The organism is Gemmatimonadota bacterium, assembly GCA_041390105.1.
In the GTDB taxonomy this organism is placed as follows: Bacteria; Gemmatimonadota; Gemmatimonadetes; order Longimicrobiales; family Gaopeijiaceae; genus JAGQIF01.
This window is the reverse complement of sequence record JAWKQO010000004.1, coordinates 151,290-174,740: the sequence shown is the minus strand read 5'-3', so window position 1 is coordinate 174,740 and position 23,451 is coordinate 151,290. Positions and strand designations below refer to the sequence as shown.

The 23,451-nt window shown below is 67.7% G+C and carries 21 protein-coding genes; 19 read left to right on the top strand and 2 right to left on the bottom strand.

From position 1 onward, the window contains the following. The first annotated feature begins 473 nt into the window (after positions 1-473). From R3E10_17415 to R3E10_17405, 3 genes are all read left to right on the top strand, one after another. Positions 474-1,643 (top strand): EAL domain-containing protein, encoded by a 1,170-nt coding sequence (locus R3E10_17415; GenBank protein ID MEZ4417537.1) that lies wholly within the window; start codon positions 474-476, stop codon positions 1,641-1,643. Positions 1,644-1,787: 144 nt separating this feature from the next. Continuing rightward, the gene (locus R3E10_17410) at positions 1,788-2,573 is read left to right on the top strand and encodes a formyltransferase family protein (GenBank protein MEZ4417536.1); all 786 of its coding nucleotides are present in this window, start codon (positions 1,788-1,790) and stop codon (positions 2,571-2,573) included. Beyond that, positions 2,570-3,370 (top strand): polysaccharide deacetylase family protein, encoded by an 801-nt coding sequence (locus R3E10_17405; protein MEZ4417535.1) that lies wholly within the window; start codon positions 2,570-2,572, stop codon positions 3,368-3,370. The genes R3E10_17410 and R3E10_17405 overlap by 4 nt, the downstream gene beginning before the upstream one ends. A 62-nt stretch (positions 3,371-3,432) precedes the next feature. Here the strand turns inward: R3E10_17405 and R3E10_17400 are convergent, their stop codons facing one another. Continuing rightward, positions 3,433-4,011: a NifU family protein gene (locus R3E10_17400; GenBank protein MEZ4417534.1), complete on the bottom strand. Its 579-nt coding sequence runs from the start codon at positions 4,009-4,011 to the stop codon at positions 3,433-3,435. Positions 4,012-4,091: 80 nt separating this feature from the next. Here R3E10_17400 and R3E10_17395 point away from each other — a divergent pair, with 80 nt between their 5' ends. The 7 genes from R3E10_17395 (at position 4,092) to R3E10_17365 (ending at position 9,616) form a co-directional block, all read left to right on the top strand. Beyond that, positions 4,092-5,411: an ATP-grasp domain-containing protein gene (locus R3E10_17395; protein ID MEZ4417533.1), complete on the top strand. Its 1,320-nt coding sequence runs from the start codon at positions 4,092-4,094 to the stop codon at positions 5,409-5,411. A gap of 13 nt (positions 5,412-5,424) precedes the next feature. After that, positions 5,425-5,802: an MbcA/ParS/Xre antitoxin family protein gene (locus tag R3E10_17390; protein MEZ4417532.1), complete on the top strand. Its 378-nt coding sequence runs from the start codon at positions 5,425-5,427 to the stop codon at positions 5,800-5,802. Next, on the top strand, positions 5,762-6,517 hold the full coding sequence (locus R3E10_17385; GenBank protein MEZ4417531.1) for an RES family NAD+ phosphorylase: 756 nt from the start codon (positions 5,762-5,764) through the stop codon (positions 6,515-6,517). The genes R3E10_17390 and R3E10_17385 overlap by 41 nt, the downstream gene beginning before the upstream one ends. A gap of 160 nt (positions 6,518-6,677) precedes the next feature. Continuing rightward, a complete protein-coding gene (locus R3E10_17380; GenBank protein ID MEZ4417530.1) occupies positions 6,678-8,015 on the top strand; it encodes a glycine--tRNA ligase in 1,338 nt (445 codons plus the stop codon). A gap of 3 nt (positions 8,016-8,018) precedes the next feature. Further along, on the top strand, positions 8,019-8,942 hold the full coding sequence (locus tag R3E10_17375) for a nuclear transport factor 2 family protein (GenBank protein ID MEZ4417529.1): 924 nt from the start codon (positions 8,019-8,021) through the stop codon (positions 8,940-8,942). An 8-nt stretch (positions 8,943-8,950) separates the two neighbouring features. Continuing rightward, positions 8,951-9,394, top strand: coding sequence for an organomercurial lyase (merB, locus tag R3E10_17370; protein ID MEZ4417528.1), 444 nt, complete (start codon positions 8,951-8,953; stop codon positions 9,392-9,394). A 78-nt stretch (positions 9,395-9,472) separates the two neighbouring features. Next, the gene (locus R3E10_17365) at positions 9,473-9,616 is read left to right on the top strand and encodes a hypothetical protein (GenBank protein MEZ4417527.1); all 144 of its coding nucleotides are present in this window, start codon (positions 9,473-9,475) and stop codon (positions 9,614-9,616) included. A 52-nt stretch (positions 9,617-9,668) separates the two neighbouring features. Here the strand turns inward: R3E10_17365 and R3E10_17360 are convergent, their stop codons facing one another. Further along, on the bottom strand, positions 9,669-12,440 hold the full coding sequence (locus R3E10_17360; GenBank protein MEZ4417526.1) for a pitrilysin family protein: 2,772 nt from the start codon (positions 12,438-12,440) through the stop codon (positions 9,669-9,671). A 327-nt stretch (positions 12,441-12,767) separates the two neighbouring features. On the opposite strand from R3E10_17360, the gene R3E10_17355 reads away from it, so the two are divergent. The 9 genes from R3E10_17355 to R3E10_17315 all read left to right on the top strand — a co-directional run bounded on the left by R3E10_17355 (position 12,768) and on the right by R3E10_17315 (position 23,424). Then, a complete protein-coding gene (locus R3E10_17355; protein MEZ4417525.1) occupies positions 12,768-13,493 on the top strand; it encodes a metallopeptidase family protein in 726 nt (241 codons plus the stop codon). After that, positions 13,493-14,263, top strand: a complete 771-nt coding sequence (locus tag R3E10_17350) for a hypothetical protein (protein MEZ4417524.1) — start codon at positions 13,493-13,495, stop codon at positions 14,261-14,263. Before R3E10_17355 ends, R3E10_17350 begins: the two co-directional genes overlap by 1 nt. A 79-nt stretch (positions 14,264-14,342) precedes the next feature. Further along, the gene (nth, locus tag R3E10_17345; GenBank protein ID MEZ4417523.1) at positions 14,343-14,993 is read left to right on the top strand and encodes an endonuclease III; all 651 of its coding nucleotides are present in this window, start codon (positions 14,343-14,345) and stop codon (positions 14,991-14,993) included. A gap of 60 nt (positions 14,994-15,053) precedes the next feature. Then, a complete protein-coding gene (locus tag R3E10_17340) occupies positions 15,054-15,629 on the top strand; it encodes an HD domain-containing protein (GenBank protein ID MEZ4417522.1) in 576 nt (191 codons plus the stop codon). Between the two features lie 11 nt (positions 15,630-15,640). Continuing rightward, positions 15,641-18,145: a M6 family metalloprotease domain-containing protein gene (locus tag R3E10_17335; GenBank protein MEZ4417521.1), complete on the top strand. Its 2,505-nt coding sequence runs from the start codon at positions 15,641-15,643 to the stop codon at positions 18,143-18,145. Next, positions 18,142-18,573, top strand: a complete 432-nt coding sequence (locus R3E10_17330; protein MEZ4417520.1) for a hypothetical protein — start codon at positions 18,142-18,144, stop codon at positions 18,571-18,573. The genes R3E10_17335 and R3E10_17330 overlap by 4 nt, the downstream gene beginning before the upstream one ends. Positions 18,574-18,659: 86 nt before the next feature. Continuing rightward, positions 18,660-21,905 carry a carbamoyl-phosphate synthase large subunit gene (gene carB / locus R3E10_17325; GenBank protein MEZ4417519.1) on the top strand — a complete coding sequence of 1,082 codons (3,246 nt, stop codon included), beginning with the start codon at positions 18,660-18,662 and terminating at the stop codon, positions 21,903-21,905. Positions 21,906-21,925: 20 nt separating this feature from the next. After that, entirely contained in the window at positions 21,926-22,924 is a 999-nt protein-coding gene (locus R3E10_17320) for a histone deacetylase (GenBank protein MEZ4417518.1), read from the top strand. Next, positions 22,921-23,424: a cytochrome c-type biogenesis protein CcmH gene (locus R3E10_17315; protein MEZ4417517.1), complete on the top strand. Its 504-nt coding sequence runs from the start codon at positions 22,921-22,923 to the stop codon at positions 23,422-23,424. Before R3E10_17320 ends, R3E10_17315 begins: the two co-directional genes overlap by 4 nt. The last annotated feature ends 27 nt before the right edge of the window (positions 23,425-23,451 follow it).

Below are 23,451 nucleotides of genomic sequence, written 5' to 3'. Positions count from 1 at the left end.
TCCAGGGCGGTTGGCCACAAGTCGTTGTCGATACGGACTTTCGCGAACGGGCGCTCCGAGCGGTACCACCCTTGCCATTTGAGAAGCGTGACTGGCTCGGCACGGGTTGCCGACGAGGGCGCCAAATAGACTCGATAAAACCGTTCTGAGCAGGCCCGTCCGTCCAGGCACCCAACTGAGCCCAGCCTCGCGCCAACGTCCCCTGGTCTTCGACCGGGGGACGTGTCGTTTTGGGGGGCGATCGCTCCTCCTGCACTGCGTCGACAGGCCTGCCGATACTCCCTGACGTGAAGGCCTGTGTCCGCCGTTGTGCGGGGACGATCGGCTCCACGGTTCAGCGGTCCGGCGCTGTCCGGTGCGGAGCCGTAGGACCCCCGCTGCACCGTGTGGCGCGGCCTCCCTTTTGCTCGGGTTCGGGTCGGTCGACCCCCCGACGTCCGAACCTGTATCGCCTGCGGATGCGGAACGCGTTCATGAAGGAAGGAAAGGAAGCCAAGCCGAAGTCCCCCGAGACGAGAGTCATGGTGGTCGGCGATGGCGAGAGCGCTGCTGGCATTGCCGGGGAGTTGCTCGTGCGCGAGGGGTATCGCGTCGACGTCATCGACGCGGGTTGCGGCCCCGTGTCACTCGAGGGGATCGACTTGGCGGAAGGGCAGATCGTGCTCTCCGACCTCGACGATGTCACCGCGAACACGGTCGACGTGCTCCGCAGTATCCGACGCCAGTCGCGCGCGACGCCCTTCATTCTTCTCTCGACCGACTCGTCCGTGCAGTCGGCGGTGACTGCGTTCGACTCGCGGGCGTTCGTCTGCGTCAAGAAGCCTGTCGAGTCCGAGGACCTCCTCCGCGTGGTTCGCCGGTCTGCACTGCAGCAAAGGATGGTGCGGATGCAGCGGGAGACGGTGCCGAGCATTGCACCCGAGCGGACGCGGCTGGCAGAACGCTTCGACAACGCGCTCGCATCGCTGTGGATCGCCTACCAGCCCATCATCGATCGCGGCTGGCGCATCATCGGCTACGAGGCTCTGCTGCGCACCGAAGAGCCTACGCTGCGCAACCCGCCCGACTTCCTGCAGGCCGCGGCGGACCTGGGACGCGTGGCCGAGCTGGCCGAGCACATCTGGCTCACGGCGGTCGACCCCTTCCTGCGCCATGAGCCCAAGGCCGCGCTCTTCATGAACGTGGATCCCAACCAGCTGATGGAAGGCGAGTTGTTTCCGAAGGGCCATCCGGTGCGCCTGATCGCGGACCGGGTGGTCTTCGAGGTGCGCGCCCAGGCCTTTGCCCTGGACGACACCGCGGTTCTGGACCGACTCGCCACGCTACGCGCCCGCGGCTTCCGCGTCGCGGTCGACGACCTGGGTGCGGGCTCATCCGGCCTGGCCGCATTGGCGCAGTTGGAGCCGGACTTCGTCAAGCTGGACGGCGTGCTGGTCCGAGGGGTCGAGAACCACGACCGCCGCCAGCGGCTGATCCGCTCGCTGTCCGGGCTCTGCGTCGATCTGGGCATCGAGTGCATCGCTTCGGGCGTCGAGACCCGTCGCGACTTCGAGACGCTGACGCAGCTGGGGTGCACGATGTTCCAGGGCTTCTTCGTGGGCCGCCCCATGCCTTGGGGCTCGGCGCAGACCGCCGTCGGCTGAGCCTGCACACCCGCGGAGCCCCCCCGGCCCCGCGACCACCACACCTGATGGATCGGATCTTGTAGGGCGTCCGGGGGCTCCTGACTCCACGAGTGGGGTACGGCCCGCGCTCTGGAGTCGTGCAACCCGAGGATCCGTCCAGCAATGAAGAGCCTGCTGATCTGCCACAAAGGAGCGCCCCTGGATCAGGTGGTGCTCGCCCGCTGGCTGGCGGAGTCCACGGAGCTGGTCGGGATCATCGAGTTGGACGAGACGCGCACCCGCGTGATGAAGCGCGTACGGCGGGAGGTGCGGCGCGTCGGCTGGGTGCGCTTCTTCGACGTCCTGGCGTTCCGAGTCTGGTACCGCCTCTTCCACGCGGCCCGCGACCGGGCCTGGGAGGAGCGTACGGTGGCTGAGTATGCGAAGCGATTGCCGGCGCTTCCCGCGAACCTGCCCCGCCTCGAGATCCATTCGCCCAATACCGCGGAAGCCAAAGCGTTCATCGAGCGCCTCGCCCCCGATTTCATGGTGGCTCGCTGCAAGCAGCTCCTGAAGCGGGAGATCTTCGGGATTCCGCGGCTGGGCACCTACGTGATGCACCCAGGTGTCTGCCCCGAGTATCGCAACGCCCACGGTTGTTTCTGGGCGCTCGCCAACGGCGACCGGGACAAGGTCGGGATGACCCTTTTGAAGATCGACGAAGGGGTCGACACCGGGCCTGTGTACGGGTACTTCAGCTACGACATCGACGAGGTCGCTGAGACCCACTTCGTGATCCAGTCGCGCGTGGTGCTGGACAACCTCGACCGGCTCGCCGAAACGTTCCGCGCCATCGACGCCGGCACGGCCCCGACCATCGATACGCGGGGCCGCCCTTCGGGGACCTGGGGTCAGCCCTGGCTCACGCGCTGGCTGTCGTGGAAGAGGGCGGCGAGGCGACGCGCGTGAAGCTCACCACACTGCTGTATCACGACGTGGTGCAACCGGGCGAGCAGGCGTCCTCCGGCTTCGTCTCTCCGGCCGCCGATGCCTACAAGATCGAAGCCCCCGTCTTCCTCCGACATCTGGCCGCGATCGCGGAAACGGGTTGCGGACCTGCCCTGGGGGTGGTGGACGCGCTGCGGGCGTCCACGACCGATCCCTGGCTCTTCACGGTGGACGACGGGGGCGTCACCTCCGCCACGGAGATCGCTCCGGCCCTGGAGCGTCGCGGATGGGTTGGGCACTTCTTCATCACCACGGGGCAGATCGGCGCTGCCGGGTTCGTGAGTGAGAGGCAACTTCGGGAGCTCGACCGCGCAGGACACGTGGTCGGTTCGCACACGGAGTCACATCCCGCGCGCATGTCCAGGGTGCCCTATCCCCGTCTGGTCGAGGAATGGACGCGTAGCCGGGAGGCGCTGGAGCGCGTTCTGGAGAAGAGTGTGGTCGTGGCGTCGGTCCCGGGCGGGCACTACTCCCGCACTGTGGCTCGAGCAGCCTTCGAGGCGGGGTACCGGATACTGTTCACGTCCGAGCCACAGCGCCGAGTGGAGCAGGTCGAGGGTTGCACCGTGCTGGGTCGCTTCTGCGTCAAGCGCGGCACCCCGGACGATGAGGTCGTCGGCCTGGTGGAGGGACGCGGCTCCCACCGTCGGCGCCACTGGGTCCAGTGGAACACCAAGAAGGTGGCGAAGGTGGTCGGAGGACCTCTTTACCTGTGGCTGCAGTCGGTCCTCGCAGCCCGGTCGCGCCCGAGCGCGTGAACCGGGCGTGCGGATCCGGGACCGCGCAGGCCGCTCGCCCGACCCGGCGGGCGCTGGAGGCGTCAGACGGGGTGGGTGAAGTAGGGATTGGCTCCCCGGGTGTGGTCGGTGGCGTCGTGGACGGCGGAGATCTCGGGAATGACCTCCTTCAGCATGCGTTCGACACCTTGCCGGAGCGTCATCCTGGACATGGCGCACCCCTGGCAGCCCCCAGTCATTTCGATGAAGACCTCCGAGCCTTCCACCGCCACGAGCTCGATGGCGCCACCGTGGGACGCCACCGCCGGGTTGATGCGCTCGTCGAGCACCGCGCGGACCCGCTCGGCCATGGGGCCCTCGGGCGGGGCAGGCGCCTGGGCCGTCCGCACCTCGAAGCCCGCTTCGTTGACCCGCTCCACGAAGTCGACCACCGCTCCGGCGAGCGCGTCGGAGGAATCGGCGTCCACGTAGACCTTGAACGGGCCCAGATCGACGACCTGATCGCGGTCCGTCCGCTCGTCTGTACTGACGAGCGTCAATTCGAAGCGAGAAGGGGCACCCGGATCGGCGCCGTCCTGGATGCGGAGCGCCTCCAGCGCATCCTCGCCTTCACCCATGAAGGAGAGCACAGCTTCTTTGGCGCGATCCGTGAACGTGATCATGGAGCTTCTCCGTGCGGAAGACCTCCAGCATACCCCCGAACACACCGGGCAAGGTCCAGCGGGCCGGAGCGAGAGTGGGCATGAGCGCGGCGTCCCCATCGGCGGGGTCCTGGCCTCCGGTGCTGGTCGCGGGGGCCGAGAGCCGGCCTGGCCTGTTGGTGGTGCGGGGACTCGGACGCGCGGGCATTCCGGTGATCGCGGCGGGCTCCGGCGGGCGGCCCCTCGGCTTCGCCTCCCGCTACGCCACCGTCTGCCGGACCGTAGCGCCCTCGGTCGCTGACGCGGACCGGTTCGTGGGGGACGTGCTGGACGTGGCCCGTTCGGAAGGGGCAGCGCTGATCGTACCGGCGACCGAGTCGGCGCTGGTGGCGTTGGAGGGCCGGCGAGAGGAGGTCGATGCGGTCGCGCCGCTGGCTGCGGCCCCCTCGGCGGCAGTGCGCAGGAGCCTGGACAAGCGCGAGATGCTCCCCCTGGCGGAGCGCCTGGGGCTCCCCATTCCGAGACAGGCCCAGGGACAGAGCCTCGCCGACTTGTTCGAGCGGACCCGCGACTTCGAGTTCCCTGTCGCCATCAAGCCGTTCGGCCCAGGTGTCCTCGTGCGCGCGCAGACGGGCCAGACGCTGGATCTCAAGGTGACCTTCGCCGAGAACCGAGGTCAGCTGGAGCAGATCCTGAGTGGGTGGCCGGGGCTCGCCCCCGCGTTGATCGTGCAGGAATACGTGCTCGGCCTGGGGGTTGGCATCGAGGGTGTGTACGACCATGGTCGACGACGGGCCATGCTTGCCTACGATCGGGTCCGCGAAAACCCGCTCACGGGAGGCGTGGCCACCATCCGGCGCAGCATCCCACTCCCCGAGGAGCAGGCGCACCTCAGCGACCGGCTCCTGGAACACCTCGGATGGCACGGCGTGGGCATGACCGAATGGAAGCGCCGACCCGATGGCCGCTATGTCTTCATGGAGCTGAACGGGCGCTTCTCGGCGGGCGGCACGGTCACCTTGGACTCCGGTCTGAACTTTCCCCACTTCGTCGCGGCGCTCTTCCTGGGACGACCCCTGCCCACCGCTGCTGCCTACCGGGTCGGCGTCACCGAGCGATGGTTGATCGGGGACCTGCAGATGCTGGAGCGTTACGCGGTGGAGCGTCTGAGCCGGACGCCCCGGGAATCCGTGGCGACCCGTCTCCCGTCCGCCGGCCGCGTGCTCGTCGATTTCGTGGCCGATTTCCGCCCTGGGGTCCATCTGGACGAAGTGAAGCGCGATGACTGGGGGCCGCTCCGCCCCTGGCTCGTGGAGGTGCTCCGCCAGGTGCTGCACAGTGGCGTGCAGGTGGGAAAGGCTGCCCTGAGGCCCTGGGTGGCACCCCTCCGGCGGTTCTTGCGTGGGAAACAGAGTTCTTAGATATTTTCAGGTGATGGAGACGTTGCCGATCCCGCGCGAGCGGCCGGAGCCGGCCGCAGTCCTCGCCAAGGCCGTGTTGAACGCGGCAGGGAGGCTTGGCGTCCGGGCCAGGGTCCTCGCCGAGATCCTGGGAACCTCGGAGGCGTCCGTGTCACGCCTGCGCTACGGACGCCCCCTGGATCCGAGCAGCAAATCCGGTGAGCTGGCGCTGCTCTTCATCCGGCTCTTCCGCAGCCTGGACGCGTTGGTCGGCGGCGACCAGCGGGCGGCCCAGGCCTGGCTGGAAGCACCCAATCAGCACGTGGGGGGTGTCCCCGCTGAACGGATCCGCAGCGTGGAGGGGTTGGTCGATGTCGTCCGCTATCTGGACGCGATGCGCGGGCGAAACTAGGCTCGCGACCCTCGAGCGCACCCCCTGGCGGGTGGTGGAAGCCCAGCATCTGGTCTCCACTCGTCAGCTTGTGGACTCAGACGCGGAGCAGGAGGTCCTGGAGACCCTTCTGGACGACGCCAAACCCCCGGATCCGGCGTCCGGGCGCCGTCACTACCTGCTCTCCACGCCTTTCCGCTATCCACCGCTACCCTGGGGCTCGCGCTTCGGCAGCCGCGAGGAGCGCGGCATCTGGTACGGAGCGGAGGAGGTGCGGACGGCCCTCGCGGAGACCGCCTACTATCGGCTGTTGTTCGTCGAGGGTACTGAGGCCGCCCTGCGGCCTCTCGCCACGGAACACACCGTCTTTCGCGTCGGAGCCCGCACCCGACGTGGGGTCGATCTGACCCAGGCGCCGTTCCAGGACTTCGAATCGGAGCTGCGCTCCCCGACCGACTATGGGAGTACCCAGGACCTCGGTCGCTCCATGCGGACGGACGGGGTGGAGATGGCCCTGTATCGGTCGGCCCGCGACGCGGAGGCCGGAGTGGCCGTGGCGGTGTTCACGCCCGCGGTCTTCGGTCGCCACCGCCCGCGCGATTTCGAAACCTGGTATGCCGTCACCACCACGGCGGCGGTGGAGTTGCGCAAGAAGGACTTCTTCGTCCGGGTCACCCACCGTTTTCCGCGGGAGCAGTTCCTGGTGGACGGTCGCTTGCCTCGTCCTGCGTACTAGCGAAGCCCTGCGCGGGTGGGGCACCCCGCAGCCCGGAGCACCACGGCCTCAGGCCCGGCGCTGACCTCGGAGGACTGCGCGAGCGGTTGCTCGTCCACCGGCGCGAACCCTAGGTTTCAAGCCCTTTCAGCCTTCGTCCCCTTGTCGCAAACGAGCGTCGATGGCCAACGCCGACGTGATGGATAAGCTGACCTCTCTCGCCAAGCGGCGGGGTTTCGTCTTCCAGTCCTCCGAGATCTACGGAGGCACGGGCTCGGTGTGGGACTATGGCCCCCTGGGCGTCGAGCTCAAGCGCAACGTGAAGGACGCCTGGTGGGATGCGATGGTCCTGCAGCGCGACGACGTCGAGGGGCTCGACGCCGGAATCCTGATGCATCCGCGCGTGTGGGAGGCCTCGGGTCACGTTGCCGGGTTCACGGATCCCCTGGTGGAATGCAAGACCTGCAAGAAGCGCTTCCGCCAGGACCAACTCGAGTCCTCCACGTGTGGTCAGAAGCCCAGCAAGCGACCGGGTGAAGTGGACGCCTGCCAGCTCGGCGAACCCCGCCTCTTCAACTTGATGTTCAAGACCTTCATGGGTCCGGTCGAGGAAGAGGCGGCCACGGTATACCTTCGCCCCGAGACGGCGCAGGGGACCTACGTCAATTTCCTGAACGTGCAGACCGCGGCGCGGCAAAAGGTGCCGTTCGGGATCGCGCAGATCGGGAAGGCGTTCCGCAACGAGATCACCCCCGGCAACTTCATCTTCCGCTCGCGCGAATTCGAACAGATGGAGATGCAGTTCTTCGTCGAGCCTGGCACCGACGAAGAGTGGTTCGAGTATTGGCGGGCGCAGCGACTCGCCTGGCACCATGCCCTGGGCATCCGTCCCGACAAGCTCCGCTTCCATCCCCATGGCCCGACCGAGCTGGCGCACTACGCCAAACGAGCCGAGGACATCGAGTACGAGTTTCCCTTTGGCTGGAAGGAATTCGAGGGCATCCACAATCGGTCCGACTACGACCTGTCCCGGCACCAGGAGTACTCGAAGAAGCGCCTGGAGTATGTGGAGTCTGATTCCGGGAAACGCTTCGTTCCGTTCGTGATCGAGACGGCGGTCGGAGTGGACCGCACGGTGCTGGTGGTGCTCGCGGACGCCTACCGGGAAGAGCAGGTGGAAGGCGAAGAGCGCGTCGTGTTGGGCATCCATCCACGATTGGCGCCCCTCAAGACTGCCGTGCTCCCCTTGGTCAAGAAGGACGGCTTGCCGGAGATCGCGGAGAAGCTCCATGCCGAACTGCGGGGCGCCTCGGTTCCGTCCTTCTTCGATGCGGCCGGCTCCATTGGCCGCCGCTACCGCCGACAGGACGAGGCTGGGACGCCGTGGTGCGTCACGGTGGATGGACAGACCGCCGAGGACGACACGGTCACCATTCGCGACCGGGACACCCTCGAACAGGTCCGTGTGCCACTGGTAGGCGTACGGGCGTGGGTCCAGGAACGGTTGGCGGCGCGGTAGACCGTGAAGCTCCGACGCGTGCTCCGCCGAGCCGGGCTCGGGGTCGCGGCCATGGCGGTGTGTGCATCCGGGATTCCCGGCCAGGTGGTGCCCGGCGGGAGCGGCGCCCCGGAGGCGCGCCGCGCGCGCGCCGAGTACCGGGCCCGGGTGTTGGAACAGGTGCGGGGGCGCATGGAGCGCTGGCGGGAGGCGTGGAACGGCGACGACGCGGATGCCATCGTCCGCTTCTACGCTGACGACGCCGTCTATCGCCCGCCCCGTAGCGGAGCCCTGCGCGGCAGCGAGCTGGTCGGTCGGTTCATGGCCCAGGCCCTCCCCTTGGCGGGTGAGATCCAGACCGGGCTGACCGACCTGGAGGGATCCGGTCGCTATGTCTACCTGGCCGGTCCCTGGCAGCACGAACAGGATGGCCAGACCTGGAGCGGTGACTTCGTGATGGTCCTGGAGATGGGACGCACCTGGCAGATCCGCTCCCAGCTCTTCTCCACGGCGCCGGATGCGCAGGCTCCCGGTCTGCCGTCGTTCGGAGGAGGGGGCAGCGACTTCACGGCGGTGGACCTCAGTCGCGAGTCGCCCGAGATCCGAGCGCTGCTCGATCGACTTTCCGGCGCATGGTTCGCGGGCGACCGCCTGCGCATGGCCGAGCTGTGGATGGAGGAGGTCGTCTTCCAGGGAAGGTCGGGAGAGCGCGCGACGGGCCGTGAGGAAGCGCTGGAGCTGTGGCAGAAGGAGCGTCGTGCGGAGGAACGCGTGCAGGACGTCGTGATCGACTTCCTGCAATCGGATCGCTTCGCGTACGCCTTCACGCAGCGGGTGGTCACCTGGCTTGAAGACGGTCGCACGCGCACGCTCACCGTGCCGGCCGTGCAGATCTTCTACCGGGAGGTGGACGCCTGGCGGCTGAGGGCGCTCCTGTTGCTGGATTGAAGGCGGCGATGAACGATCTGGAGCGCGCAGCCCGTTGGATGGTCTACCAGTACTTCGCACAGGCCGGGAGCGCGCCCTCGCTCGCCGCGCTTGCGCGTCTCCTGGAGCGGCCCGCCGGGCAGGTGCGGCTGGCCCTGGCGGGGCTGGCCGCCCAGCACCAGATCGTGCTTGCCGACGACGGCGAAACGATCCGCATGGCCCATCCCTTCGGCGCTTTCGAATCGGGGGTGCGCGTCGAGGCCGGCGGGACACTCTATCACACACCCTGCATCTGGGATGCGCTGGCGCTGCCCGCCCTCCTGGACAAAGACGCCGTCATCGAAGTGGACGCGGCGCTACGGGGCGCGCCCCTGCGCTTGCTGATTCAAGGCGGCGGGCTCCGACCCACGGTGAGCGTCATCCACTTCGTGGTCCCCGCCGCGCGCTTCTGGGACGACATTGCATTCACCTGAAGCACGATCCGGCTCTTCCGGTCGGAAGAGGAGGCTCGCCAGTGGTGCACGGTCTCGGGACACCCCGAGGGGGCGCTGGTGTCGGCGGAGCGGTTCGCACCGCTCGCTCGCGTGTGGTACCTGGGTAGGTTGGCGCACGACTACGAGCCACGGTCGCCGGAGGCCGCGGAAGCCCTTCTGAGCCAGCACGGTCTCACCGGAGAGTTCTGGCGTCTCCGTTGAGGGCGGAACCGATTCGGAGGCCGGCTCCTCCCGCGTTTCCGCGTGCCGCTCTTCAGCTGATGGGCCGACCCTTTACGTTGCCGTCGGCGTCGATCTCGTAGATCGGACCCAGGTGCAACGCCCTGAGCCCTTCTTCGATCTCCGCCCGGTCGCCCACCACCACCCAGATCAGTCGGTCGGGGCGCAGAAGCCCGCGGGCAGCGGAGTTCACATCCTGCAGGCGAAGCGCGCGGATCCGCTCCGCCAACGTGTCGAAGTGATCCTCGGGCAGTTGGTATTCGAGCATGTTGACAATGGAGGTGGCGACGGCACCCTGGGTTTCCCAGCTCCCGGGCAACGTCAGCGTGCGCGAGGCCTGGGCCCGCTCCAACTCGTCCTGCGTGAGAGGCCGTTCGCCGGTGACGCCCGTCAGCTCGGAGAGGATTTCCTGTACCGACTCCTTGGTCTTGTCCGTCTGCACGGGAGCGAACACCACGAAGGGGCGCTGTCCGCGGGCGTCCCAGATGAAGCTGGTCGCACCGTAGGACCAGTGCTTGTCCTCGCGCAGGTTCATGTTGATCCGTGCCGTGAAGTCTCCGCCCAGCGCGGTGTTCATGACGTCGATGGCGAGATCGTCCGGAGTGGACTTGGGTGGGGCGATTTGCCCCGCGATGATCATGGATTGCATCGCTTCGGGCCGATCCATGATGTAGATGGCTTGGCCTTCCTGTTGCTCGACCGCAGCGAGGTTCTTCTCGGGAACGGAGCCCGGCTGCCAATCCCTGAACGCACGCTCCAGCTTCGGTACGATTTCGTCCGCCGTGGTGGCTCCCACGACCACCAGCTTGGCGTTGTTGGGCTTGAACCACGTCCGATGAAAGCGGATCATGTCGTCGCGGGTGAGCGTGCCCACGCTCTCCTGGGTGCCGGAGCCGGTGAGGGGAATCGAATACGCGTGACCCTCGCCGTACATGATCTTGGGGAGGACCCTCAGCGCCATTGCGACCGGCTGAGTTTTTTCCTGCTCGATCTGCACGAGACGCTGCTGTTTCAGCCGTTGGAAGTCGGCTTCGGGGAACGCGGGATGCAACACCACGTCCGCCATCACGTCGAGCGAAGCATCCAGATTCTCCGCGAGGGCGTTGAGGGATACGAAGGACATGTCGAGGTCGGAGCCGGCGCCCAAGAAGGCGCCCAGGCGTTGCAGCTCGTCCGCGAGCGTCAAAGCGCTTCGCCGTGCTGTGCCTTCATCCAGCATCGCCATGGCCAAGCTCGCGGTTCCGGGCACCGCCCCGGCGTCGGCCGCGTAGCCAGCATCGACCATGAGCGTGATGTCCACCACCGGGATGGAGGGCCGCTCAGCGACCACGACCTCCAGGCCGTTCGATAGGGTGCGATGGCTCAGCCCAGGAAAACGTGCCAGCGGTGGAGCGCCCGCCTCGGGCAGTCGCGTGCGATCGATCCCCGAGGCCACGGCCTGAAAGCGCCCGTGGGTATACGGGAGCACCTCGAGCACGAAGGCGCCGTCCTCCAACCAGGTTCGAGCGGCCGAGCCCACCTGTGACGGTGTCGCGGCGCCTTGGAGTTCCATGCGACGCCGGTACGCATCGGGGGTTCCACCGAAGACCTCGCTCTCAGCCAATACATCGGACTTTCCCCCGAACCCGCCGATACGTTCGATGCCCCTGATGAAGCCGGCCCGCGCCTCGGTCTGTTCGCGGGCCAGCTCGTCCGCACCGGGGCCCTCCGCGAGGAAACGTTGGAGCTCCTCGTCCAACGCCGCCTCCACCGTGGCCAGCTCCACGCCCGGTCGCGCGCTGGCCTGCAGGATGAACCAAGAGCCGATCTCCCGCTCGAAGACGAAGGCCGACACATCCGTGGCGATCTGGTCGTCGTAGACCAGGCGCTTGTACAGCCGCGAGGTCTTTCCGGACGACAGCACTCGTGCCGCCAACGCCAGTTCGACGGTAGCCTCGGAGCCCCACTCCGGTACGTTCCAGACCTTGTAGATCCGTGCTTGCGGTACCCGGTCCTGCATCGTCATCCGATGTGTGCCGGTGCCACGGGCCACCCACACATCGTGCTTCGCGATGGGCGGACCCGGCGGGATGTCTCCGAAGTAGGCCTGCGCCTTCTCGCGAGCCGTGGCCACGTCGATGTCTCCGGCCAAGACCAGCACCGCGTTGGCAGCGCCGTAGTAGGTCTGGAACCACTGCTTCACGTCGTCGAGCGACGCCGCTTCCAGGTCCTCCATCGACCCGATCACCGGCCAGGAGTAGGGGTGTCCCTCCGGATAGGTGTTGGCGTACAGCGTATTGAAGACCTGCCCGTACGGGTTGTTCTCTCCCTGCCGCTTCTCGTTCTGCACGACGCCGCGTTGCTCGTCCAGCTTCTCCTGGGTGATGGCACCCACCAGATGGCCCATCCGGTCGGACTCCATCCAGAGAGCCACGTCCAGCGCGGAGGTGGGCACGTTCTGAAAGTAGTTCGTGCGATCGTTGTTGGTGGTGCCGTTCAGCTCGGTCGCGCCCAAAGGCTCGAGGACCTGGAAGTAGTCGTGGTCGTAGTTCTCGCTCCCGTTGAACATGAGATGCTCGAACAGGTGTGCGAATCCGGTACGCCCGGGTTTCTCGTTCTTGGAGCCCACGTGATACCAGACATTGACTGCGATGATGGGTGCTTTGTGATCTTCGTGCACGATCACAGTGAGTCCGTTGTCGAGCACGAACTTCGTGTAGGGGATCTCGGGTAGGGCGCCGTCCTGGGCGGAGGCTACGAGCGGGTTCAGGAGCCACAGCGTCAGAAACGGAAGAAGCGCGCGGAACCGTGCGGGTGAACGATCCATGATCCGTAGCGGCAGAAGACACGAAGCACCGGCAACTCCCTCCATTGGAGTCACCGGATGTCCACAGTGTTGCTTGAGAAGACTACGGTGGACGAGAAGGCGGGTTTCGCGCGGATGGCTCGTTCCGCGGGCGAGGGCGCTGGGGACCGGAGCGGGGTCGGGTGGGCGCCCGACCTCGGCCGGGTCACGACGGTCCCCGGGGGGGCTCCGAGGGGCGCCCGGCGTTGCGCGCGTGCTGGGAGGGCCGATCTTTCGCCTCGGTGAGCTCGTGGCCTTCCCTGGGGGAGGTGCTCGCCGGTCGACGGTCCCCCGGGGCGGAGATCCTGCTTGCGATTCGAAGCGTTCGAGCACCTGGCCCGCGAAGCGTTCGGACAGATCCCGGAGGCCTACCGCGAAGGGATCGACGGACTCGTTGTGTCCCGGGAGGCGCAACCCCACCCCGAGCGACCCGACGTCTTCACGCTCGGCGAGTGTCTGACCGAAAGCTATCCGTCCGGCTTCGATAGTGCCGAGACGGTGCGTTCGCTGGTCGTGCTGTACTGGGGATCCTTTCGCCGACTGGCGGAGTCGGACCCTGCCTTCGACTGGGAGGGGGAGCTGTGGGAGACCCTGACCCATGAGCTCAAGCACCACCTCGAGTCCCTCGCCAGCGACGATGGCCTGGGCGGTGTCGACTATGCCATGGATCAGCATTTCGCCCGCTTGGACGGAGAGCCCTTCGATCCGTGGTACTACCGGAGTGGTGAGCCGGCCGAGGAGGGCGGATTCCGTTTCGAGGATCAGTGGTTCCTCGAGAGCGCGTGGGAGACGACGCCTCCCCGGACGCTACACTTCGAGCATGGAGGTCGCTGCTGGAGCGTCGACGTACCCGAGCGACCGGCCGATCTCCATTTCCTGATCGTGGAGGGTACGCCCGAGCAGCTGTCGCAGGTGCAGATCGTCCTCGTCCGGCGTAGACGCTGGCGGGAACGTCTGGGCGCGGCGCTCGGGCGGGGAGAGCCCACCAAGGGAGAGACGATTGTGACAGCCCAGCCGTGCGGAGACGAGCCCTAGTGGACTTCCACGACGCGTGGTTGCGACGGACGCCCACAGAATTGCTGGTTCCCGAGGGGGTAGACGTCACGGATCGCTTCGAAGCGATCCGCCGCGAGGCGCACGCGCGCGCCGTCCCGCTCGCCGACCCCCTGCGCTTCGCGGGGCTCACCGAGGTCGCCCGCATCCTGGACGAAGTGCAGCCGCCGGACGCTGCCCCGGAGTTTGCCTATGCGTATGGCGCCTTGGTCTGGTACTGCTTTCGCGCCTGGGCCGCTTCGGAGGGACCGCTGCTGATCTCCGAGCGGATCACCAGACGACTGGCGGAACGAGGTCCGGCCCTTCCCGCCGCACCCCTGGCCGAGGCGGGCCATCTCCAGCTGCCTCGGGGCCTCTTCTGGGTTCGGCCCGATCCGGACGGCCCGGCGGAGCCGGTCGACGGGATCTACTGGGAGGTGCGCGGTCGCGAGGTCGGAGCGCTCGTAGCGTCCGGGATGCGCGAGGGCAGGCCCGGGCTGGGCATCGTGGTCGCACCCCCGCTCGCGCTGGACGACGCGCAGGCCGCCGTGGAGGCCGGGACTGCGGCCGCAGGCCCCCGCTTCGGGAGCACGTTACCCGGCGGTGAGGAGGCCGGGCTGTTGTCGCTGGATACCGCCGGCGATGTCCATGCGTTGCTGGCACTGGTGCACGGTTGGCTCCACGCCAACCCCGAGTCGCTGTCCGCGCTCCTGCATCCGCCGTCGGAGGGGGTGCCGAGACCGTCCCGGCTCCCCTATCGTCGGGTCGGCTGAGGCGGTGGGCCGCGGCGGGCCTGCGTCCTTCGGGGTCCGCGCCAACGTCCGAGCCTGTCCGACCCACTCGAGGAAAGCCATGCCACGGGAATCGAAGCGAGCGCGGCGCCAGCGCGCGAATACCATCTACGACCGACTTCTGGAGGAGTACCCGGACGCCCATTGCGCCTTGGACCACGGGGACGCCTACGAGCTCGCGGCCGCTACCATCTTGTCTGCCCAGTGCACCGACGAGCGCGTCAACATGGTCACCCCGACTCTGTTTCGCCGCTATCCGACGGCGGAGGATCTGGCGGCAGCCAAGCAGGAGGAGGTCGAGGAGATCGTCCGCTCCACCGGCTTCTTCCGCAACAAGGCCAAGAGCCTGATCGGGATGGCCGACGCGGTCGTGTCGGAACACGGGGGTGAGCTGCCGCGCTCGCTCGAGGAGTTGGTGAAGTTGCCGGGGATCGGGCGCAAGACGGCGAACGTGATCCTGGGAAACGCTTTCGGGATCAACGAGGGTGTGGTCGTCGACACGCACGTGACCCGGCTCGCCCGGCTGCTGAGGCTCACCGCGCACTCGGATGCCGTGAAGATCGAGCGGGATCTGATGGAGCTGTTCCCCACGGAGCGGTGGACGATGCTATCTCACCTGCTCATCTTCCACGGCCGTCAGGTCTGCATCGCCCGACGCCCCCGCTGCCGGGACTGCGTCGTCGCGGATTTGTGCCCTTCGGCTCAGCTTTGACGGACGCGAGCGCGGACCCGAAGGGGCGCGCTGCCCCAAACCCTGGATTCGAGGAAGGACATGCCGACGCGGGATGAGGCGCTCAAGCTGATGCAGTCGTGGGTGGACGACGCCGGACTGCGCAAGCACATGCTGGCCGTAGAGGCCGCGGTTCGCTGGTATGCGCGCAGATACGGGGCGGATGAAGAGCTCTGGGGCCTCGCCGGACTCCTCCACGACCTCGACTGGGAGAAGTACCCGGACGAGCACCCCCACCGCGGTGTGATCCAACTGCGGGCCGACGGGTATCCCGAGGAGGTGATCGACGCGGTGCTGGCGCACGCCTATCCGGATCGCTCGGACGTGGAGCCGGTCACGGACCTGCAGAAGGTGCTGTGCGCGTGTGACGAACTGTCCGGGCTGGTGTACGCATGCTGCCTGGTGCGCCCCAACGGCATCGATGATCTGACCCCCAAGTCGGTGGTCAAGAAGCTCAAGGACAAGGCCTTTGCCGCCGGGGTCAGTCGGGAGGAGGTGGCGCGCGGGATGGAGTTGATCGGAATGGAGCGCAGCGAACACATCCAGAATGTGATCGATGGGCTCAAGACGGTAGCGGCCGACCTGGGGATCCGGGCGCAGGATCTGACGCGAGCCTGAGCGGACCTCGCATGAAGCGGAGCATGCTGCGGCGCTTGGCCTTGGTTCTGGTCTTCCTCGGAGGATCGCCGGTGGCGGGCCTGCGGGCCCAGGACGTGGAGTTGTTGGGCAGCGTCTACGGGACCCGGCCACCAGCGGGCTACTACGAACGCCTCCGTTCTCAACGGGACGCGTTCGAGTTCGCGCGGGCCTTTCGGGCTCGGACCTCCGAGGTGCGCAGCGCGCTGGGCGGTCCGCTCCGCAGGAGCGAGGTGCCGCTGGGGCCCCGCAGCGGAGCCGTGCAGGGAAACTTCGTATTCCCCGTAGTGCTTGGACTCTTTGCCGACACGCCGGGTCAGGGACCCTTCACGCCGGCCGAGGTCCAGACGCACTTCTTCGACGGACCCAATCCCACGGGGACCATCCGCGAGTTCTACCGCGAGATGTCCGGCGGTCTCGTGGAGATGCAGGGCGTGGCGCTCCCGTGGATGCGGAGCCAGCTCACCGGCGCTCAGGTGGCGGGTGGCTCGAGCGGCTTGGGCTTCCAGGCGAAGGTGGGTGCGTTCATCGCCGAGCTCGTGGGGATCCTCGATGGCGCCGGGGTGGACTGGGGCGCATTCGACAACGATGGTCCCGACGGGATTCCCAACTCGGGAGACGACGACGGGTTCGTCGACGTGCTTACGGTGATGCACCCGACCAGCGGAGCAGAATGCAGTGGCAACGAGCGCTCCGATCAGATCTGGTCGCACCGATGGACCCTGGCGGCGCAGGGGGCCGGGCCCTTCCAGACGCTGACGCCTGCGGCGGGCGGTGGCGTGATCCGGGTCGATGACTACACCATCCAGCCGGTGCTGTCATGCGCGGGAACCACCATCAATGAGATCGGCGTCTACGCGCATGAGCTCGCGCACGGGTTCGGCCTCCCCGATCTGTACGCGGTCGGGACCGCCGCGCACGCCGGGATCGGCCAGTGGGGACTCATGGGGTCCGGCTCCTGGGGTTGTCCGGGCCCATTCAATCCGGCTCGGCCCTGTCACCTGAGCGCCTGGTCGAAGCTTGCGCTGGGTTGGCTCACGCCGGTGGATCTGCCCCCGGGTGCAGCGCTCGGCGTGCGAGCGCTCCAGCCGGTAGAGACCAGCCGGCAGGTCCTGCGCGTCCCGTCCGGAACCGGCAGCGGTGACTACCTGCTGCTCGAAAACCGACAGCCGTTGGGGTTCGACGACAACATGGAACGGGGCGGCCTGCTGGTCTGGGCTGTGGACGAGGCGGAACTCTCCGGCCGCTGGCTCTCCAACACCGTCAACTCGAACGTGAATCGCAGGGGCGTGCGTCTGCTGGAAGCGGATGGCCGAGCTCAGTTGACGCTGCCCGGCGGGGGCAGGGGCGATGCCGGAGACCCCTTCCCGGGCGCAGCGGCCGCGCACGTCCTGCACGCTGGATCCCTGCCGGCCACGCGAACCGGGGACGGGACCCCGATGGGGGTCACCTTTCTCGACATCCAGGAAGTCGGCGGCACGGTCCGTTTTGCGCTCTGGACCCGCTACCAGACGCTCACGGTGCGGACGGCCGGGACCGCCGGAGCGGCCGGTCTGGTCGCGGTGGACGGCGCGGCGCCCGGCGCTCCGCAGATGATCCTTTCGTCTGCTCCGTTCCAGGAGCACACCTTCGCCGCAGAACCTGGGGAGCCGCTCGCCGCGGGGGTCCGCACCGGCTTCCTGGGGTGGGACGATGGTGCCCCCCGCGTTCGCACCTTCGTGACGGGCCTGGCCGACAGCACACTGACGGCTCGCTATGGTGGTACCGAGTACGAGGTGGCGATCGCGAAGAGCAGCAACCAGTCCGGCGTCGACCCCGCCGACCTGCTGATCTCACCCTCCGCTGCCGACGGGTGGGTGGCGGAAGGCACCGAGGTCTCGATCGAGGCTCGCGCGCACACCGGCTTCGCGTTTCGGGAGTGGGCGGGTGATCTCGCGGGCCAGCCCAACCCTGCCGTGCGCCGCGTCGATGGCCCGCTCAACGCAGAAGCCCGCTTCGACGTCACCTTCGTGGCCACCGTGCCCCCCGCACCGATCGAGCTGACCGCGGCCCGGGAGGTGGAGGTGGTGATGGACGTCGCCAACGCCAACCTGCCGGTGCGCTGGAGGCAGACCAGTGGGGTCCTGCCGGCAGGTCTTCGCGTGGATCCGGCCGGCGCGATCCGAGGGGCCGCGCTGGTCTCGGGGACCTTCCCGCTCACCATGCAGGTCGAGGATGCCCTCGGACTGGCGGCCACCGTCCCCCTGACGCTGCAGGTGGCGGCACCGGAGCTGGGGCTGGACCGGCTCGCCGGACCGTTCCTCCTGAGCGGACAGGAGCCGGACCCCGTGGAGCGTGAGTACCTGGACCGCAGCGGGAACCGGAACGGCGTCTACGACCTGGGTGACCTGCGCGCCTTCGTCGTGGCGAACCCGGACCTGCCCCTGAGCTCTCAGGAGCGCGAAGTGCTGCGCGTACTCGTGGGCTCGACCAAAGTCGGTCCGGGGCGCCCACGATGACGGTTCCTGTCGTGTCGAATGGGTGGCGCCGCCGCGCGACCGAGGTGATCGGGTGCCTCGTCGGCATCGTTCTCCTGGGCTGGGGGACGTCGGGGTGCGGGGAAGAAGTCGCGGGCCCAGGGCATGTGCGCGTCTCGTTCGAGTCCCAAGGCGTCGAGGTCGGTGCGGCCCTGGTCGAGCTTACCGGCGAAGGCATCCTCGGTGTCGAGGGAGCGGGCGCGTCGCGAGCCGTCGGATTCGAGCTCCCGGGGGGAGGGTGGCGTGTGGTGGTCACGTCCCGGACCGGGGAGCCCCCCTCCTTCCGCATTCCCGTGGTGGACCGACGCGCACCGCTTCCGGTCGGGGTCCTGATCCAGGCAGTGGACGTCCAGAACCGACCCCTGGCGGGGACGGGCGGGATCCGGATGCTGGTGCAGCGTGAGGAGTAGCAGCAGGCATTCCCCTCCCCGCGGACCGCGCCTTGCCCCCCCTGCCTCCTCCGTTAGTTTAGGCCGACTTTTTACCCGCGGGGACCGTGCCTAAACGGACAGACATCGAATCGATCCTCATCCTGGGATCCGGGCCGATCGTGATCGGCCAAGCCTGTGAGTTCGACTACTCCGGAACGCAGGCGGTACGGGCGTTGAAGGAAGAGGGCTACCGCACCATCCTCGTCAATTCCAATCCCGCCACCATCATGACCGATCCGGACCTTGCGGATCGGACCTACATCGAACCGCTCACGGTCGAGTGGGTGCAGCGGGTCATCGAGCGGGAAAAGCCGGACGCGTTGCTCCCCACCATGGGTGGGCAGACGGCGCTCAACCTGGCGATCGAGCTGCACCAGAGTGGCTTCCTCGACGAGCATGGTGTGGAGCTCATCGGCGCCAACGCGCGCTCGATCGCCATGGCCGAGGATCGCGAGCAATTCGCGGCGGCGATGGCTCGGATCGGCCTGGAGCTCCCCCACGGCGGCTTTGCGCGGACTCTGGACGAAGGGCGCGCCATCGTCGAGAACACCGGGTATCCGGCCATCATCCGTCCCAGCTTCACCCTGGGCGGCACGGGTGGGGGGATCGCTTACAACCTCGAGGAGTTCGAAGCAGCGGTGCGGCGGGGTCTCGATGCCTCCCCGATCACCGAGGTGCTCATCGACCGCAGCGTGATCGGCTGGAAGGAGTTCGAGCTCGAGGTCGTACGCGACGGCGCGGACAACGTCATCATCGTGTGCTCGATCGAGAACATCGATGCCATGGGGGTGCACACGGGCGACTCCATCACGGTGGCGCCGGCGCAGACGCTCACAGACGTCGAGTACCAGCGGATGCGCGACGCCGCCATCGCCATCATTCGGGAGATCGGTGTCGAGGCGGGGGGCTGCAACGTGCAGTTCGCTGTCGATCCCCGCAGCGGTGAACTGCTGGTCGTGGAGATGAACCCGCGCGTGTCGCGGTCCTCTGCATTGGCTTCCAAAGCCACGGGGTTCCCGATCGCGCGGGTGGGTGCCAAGCTCGCCGTCGGGTACTTGCTGCACGAGCTGCCCAACGACATCACCAAGACCACGCCCGCCTCATTCGAACCCACCCTCGACTACACCGTGGTGAAGTTCCCACGCTTCGCCTTCGAGAAGTTCGCGGAGGTCAACCCCTCGCTCGGTGTCCAGATGAAGGCCGTGGGGGAGACCATGGCCATCGGCAGGACCTTCAAGGCGGCGTGGCAGAAGGGGCTGCGTGGCCTGGAGTTGGGTCGGCCTGGCTGGACGGTCGGACGCAGGCTCCTGGACGATGCCCTCACGGCGGACGACCCGGAGTCGCTGCTGCAGGCGATTCGACGACCCACCGCGGAGCGGCCCTTCCAGGTGAAGCGCGCTTTGGAGGCGGGACTCACGGTCGAGCAGGTGGCCGAAGCGACGAAGTACGACCCCTGGTTCGTCGACCAGCTCATGGAGGTCGTGGAGCTGGAGCGCTGGTACGCCGCGCTCGCGGAGGTGACCGCCGCCGATCTGCGACGGATGAAGCGGAACGGCTTCTCCGACCGTCAGCTCGCGGACCTGCGCGGCAGCAGCGAGAGGGCCGTGCGGGAGCAACGTTGGGCCTGGGGCATTCGCCCCACCTACAATGTGGTGGACACCTGCGCCGGCGAATTCCCGGCCCAGACGCCCTACTACTACTCGTCGTACGAAGACGAGGACGAGGCGGCGCCTTCGGATCGGAAGAAGGTCGTGATCCTCGGCAGCGGGCCCAACCGGATCGGCCAGGGCATCGAGTTCGACTACTGCTGTGTGCAGGCGGTACTGGCGCTGTCGGAGGCGGGTTACGAAACGGTCATGGTCAACTCCAATCCGGAGACCGTTTCCACGGACTTCGACGTCAGCGACAAGCTGTACTTCGAACCGCTGACCCTGGAGGACGTGCTCGAGATCATCGAACGCGAAAAGCCGCTCGGAGTGATCGTCCAATTGGGCGGGCAGACCCCCCTGAACCTCGCGGAGGCGCTGGGCGATCTCGGTGTGCCCATCCTGGGGACGTCGGTCGACGCCATCGACCGCGCCGAGGATCGCGAGCGGTTCGAGAAGGTGTGCCGAAGCATTGGTGCGACGGTGCCGGACAACGGGATCGCCACGAACGTGGACGATGCCGCGAAGGTCGCGCAGCGGATCGGTTTTCCCGTGCTGGTGCGACCCAGCTATGTCCTGGGCGGTCGTGCCATGCAGATCGTCTATGACGAGTCGTCGCTGCGCGGCTTCTTCGAAGAGGCGATCCGCGCTTCACCCGATCATCCCGTCTTGATCGACCGTTTCATCGAGGACGCATTCGAGGCGGACGTCGATGCGCTCGCCGACGGTACGGATGTCGTCGTCGCGGGCGTGATGCATCACATCGAGAATGCCGGCGTGCACTCGGGGGACTCCGCCTGTGTGCTGCCCCCTTTGGGTCTGGATCCGGCCGTGGCGGCCGAGATCCGCTCCCTGACGCGCAAGTTCGCGTTGGAGCTCGGCGTGGTGGGACTGATCAACGTACAGTACGCGATCCGCGATGGACGCGTCTTCGTGCTGGAGGTCAATCCCCGGGCATCGAGGACGGTGCCCTTCGTGAGCAAGGCCACGGGCATTCCCTTCGCCCGACTGGCCGCTCGCGTCATGGCTGGGGAGCGCATCGCGGATCTGGACATTCCGGAGAACCCGCGGGTCGGTGGTGTGGCCGTGAAGGAAGCCGTGTTGCCGTTCAATCGCTTCGAGGTCGACATCATCCTCGGACCGGAGATGCGTTCGACCGGTGAGGTGATGGGATTCGACGACACGTTCGGCATGGCCTTCGCCAAAGCGCAGGCGTCGGCCTACAACGAATTGCCCGAGCAGCCACCGGCCACCTTGATCGTCACGGTCAACGACCGGGACAAGGAGACCGTGGTTCCGCTGATCCGGAAGTATCACGAGGTCGGGTTCCGTATCCTGGCCACCGCCGGAACGCAGCACTACCTGGTCGAGCACGGGATCCCGGCCGAGCTGGCCTACAAGGTGGGCGAGGACCGCCCCAACATGGTGGACCTCATCGTGAGCGGGCAGATCCAACTGCTCATCAACACGCCCCTGGGTCGAAAATCCCAGTACGACGACTATGCCCTGCGGCGGGCCGCCATCACGTACAAGGTCCCGTACCTGACCACGATGGCCTCGGCCAAGGCCGCGCTCGATGCGCTGATCGCCATCCGCGGCGACCGCCATCATGTGCGGACCGTCCAGGAGCGCGCGGCCGACGCCCGCCAGGGCGTGACGGTCTGATCGTAGACTTGCCAGGACCCATGAGCGCCGGTGCGCAGCCCACCGGGTTCTACCTCCACCCGGCCTCGGCCCTGCATGACACCGGTTGGGGGCACCCAGAGCACCAGGGTCGCCTGCGGGCCCTGGCGTCGACGGTGGGTCGTGATCTCCTCGAGTTGCATGGACACGTGGAGCAGCGCGAAGGCAGCCTGGCCACGGTGGCCGACCTTCTGCGTGTGCACGCGCAGCCGCACGTCGATCGCGTACGTGCGGCCTGTGAGCGGGCGCGGATCGAGCAGACCCTCGTCTCCCTGGACCCGGACACACGGGTCTCGGAGGCCTCCTGGGAGGCTGCACTGGGCAGCGCCGGCTGCGCCATCGAAGCCGCGCACGCGGTTGCGCGCAGCGCACTGAGCGGCGCGTTCGTGGCGGCGCGCCCGCCGGGGCATCACGCCACCCCGAGTCGGGCCATGGGGTTCTGCCTCTTCAACTCCGTGGCGATCACGGCCCGCTGGCTCCAGGAGCACGGGCATGCGGAGCGTGTACTGATCCTGGACTGGGACGTGCACCACGGGAACGGCACCCAGGACATCTTCTACGAAGACGGCAGCGTCTTCTTCTGTTCGTTGCATCAGTTTCCGCACTGGCCCGGCAGCGGCGCCGCGCACGAGCGGGGACGGGGAGCGGGAGAGGGCACCACGCTCAACGTGCCCCTGGCGCCCGGCACCTCGGCGGCGGAGCATCGCCTGGCGTGGGAGCGGGCCCTCGACAGCATCGGGGAGCGCTTCCAACCGGACTTCGTACTGGTCTCCGCCGGGTTCGACTGTATGCGAGGTGATCCCCTGGGGGATCTGAACCTGGAGCCGGTCGACCTGTATGAGATGACGCGCTCGCTTCTGGACCGGGCGGGCGACTGGTGCGAGGGTAGGGTGGTGGCGCTGCTGGAAGGCGGTTACGATCCCGCCCGCACCGGAGCCGGCGCAGTCGCAGTGCTGCGCGCGTTGGCCGCGCGGTCCGCACCTGGAGGAAGCCGAGAATGACGCGGAGAAGCAGGGTCCTGCTGACACTGTTGGCCTGGGTGGCCGTGGCCTCGCCGGCGCTCGCGCAAGCGCCCGAAGCGCAGGTGGCCCGCCCGAACCCGGACGTGGCGGACCGCGCCATCGGCCGGATCCGCTCGCCGTACTGCCCCGGGTTGATGCTCGAGGTCTGTCCCTCACCCCAGGCGGCCGTGTTGCGGGACTCCATCGGAGCGCGCGCGGCTCGTGGGGAGCCGGCCGACTCCATCGTGGAGGCCGTGCTCGCCCAGATCGGGGAGGAGTACCGTGCCTACCCCAAGAGCCGGGGTCAGGGGCTTCTCGCTTGGATCATCCCACCCTTCGCCCTCCTCAGCGGGCTGCTCATCGTCGCGCTGGTGCTTCGGCACCTGCGGGACCGGAACCCCGAGCAGTTGCCGGAGTTGGACGAAGAGGAGGAGCGCCGGGTGCAGGAGGCGCTCGCGCAGCTGGAAAAGGCGGAGCGGGACACCTTCGAGGTTTATTGACCCGGCGACTCCGGGACCCGTAGATTT

Bases quoted from the DNA above. Each gene is read 5' to 3' on its own strand.
- R3E10_17335 (MEZ4417521.1), top strand. From the start codon at position 15,641: ATGAAGCGGAGCATGCTGCGGCGCTTGGCCTTGGTTCTGGTCTTCCTC.
- R3E10_17320 (MEZ4417518.1), top strand. From the start codon at position 21,926: ATGAGCGCCGGTGCGCAGCCCACCGGGTTCTACCTCCACCCGGCCTCG.
- R3E10_17400 (MEZ4417534.1), bottom strand. From the start codon at position 4,011: ATGATCACGTTCACGGATCGCGCCAAAGAAGCTGTGCTCTCCTTCATG.
- R3E10_17410 (MEZ4417536.1), top strand. From the start codon at position 1,788: ATGAAGAGCCTGCTGATCTGCCACAAAGGAGCGCCCCTGGATCAGGTG.
- R3E10_17385 (MEZ4417531.1), top strand. From the start codon at position 5,762: ATGTCGTCCGCTATCTGGACGCGATGCGCGGGCGAAACTAGGCTCGCG.
- R3E10_17340 (MEZ4417522.1), top strand. From the start codon at position 15,054: ATGCCGACGCGGGATGAGGCGCTCAAGCTGATGCAGTCGTGGGTGGAC.
- R3E10_17380 (MEZ4417530.1), top strand. From the start codon at position 6,678: ATGGCCAACGCCGACGTGATGGATAAGCTGACCTCTCTCGCCAAGCGG.
- merB (MEZ4417528.1), top strand. From the start codon at position 8,951: ATGAACGATCTGGAGCGCGCAGCCCGTTGGATGGTCTACCAGTACTTC.
- R3E10_17330 (MEZ4417520.1), top strand. From the start codon at position 18,142: ATGACGGTTCCTGTCGTGTCGAATGGGTGGCGCCGCCGCGCGACCGAG.
- R3E10_17360 (MEZ4417526.1), bottom strand. From the start codon at position 12,440: ATGGATCGTTCACCCGCACGGTTCCGCGCGCTTCTTCCGTTTCTGACG.
- nth (MEZ4417523.1), top strand. From the start codon at position 14,343: ATGCCACGGGAATCGAAGCGAGCGCGGCGCCAGCGCGCGAATACCATC.
- R3E10_17390 (MEZ4417532.1), top strand. From the start codon at position 5,425: ATGGAGACGTTGCCGATCCCGCGCGAGCGGCCGGAGCCGGCCGCAGTC.
- R3E10_17415 (MEZ4417537.1), top strand. From the start codon at position 474: ATGAAGGAAGGAAAGGAAGCCAAGCCGAAGTCCCCCGAGACGAGAGTC.
- R3E10_17395 (MEZ4417533.1), top strand. From the start codon at position 4,092: ATGAGCGCGGCGTCCCCATCGGCGGGGTCCTGGCCTCCGGTGCTGGTC.
- R3E10_17315 (MEZ4417517.1), top strand. From the start codon at position 22,921: ATGACGCGGAGAAGCAGGGTCCTGCTGACACTGTTGGCCTGGGTGGCC.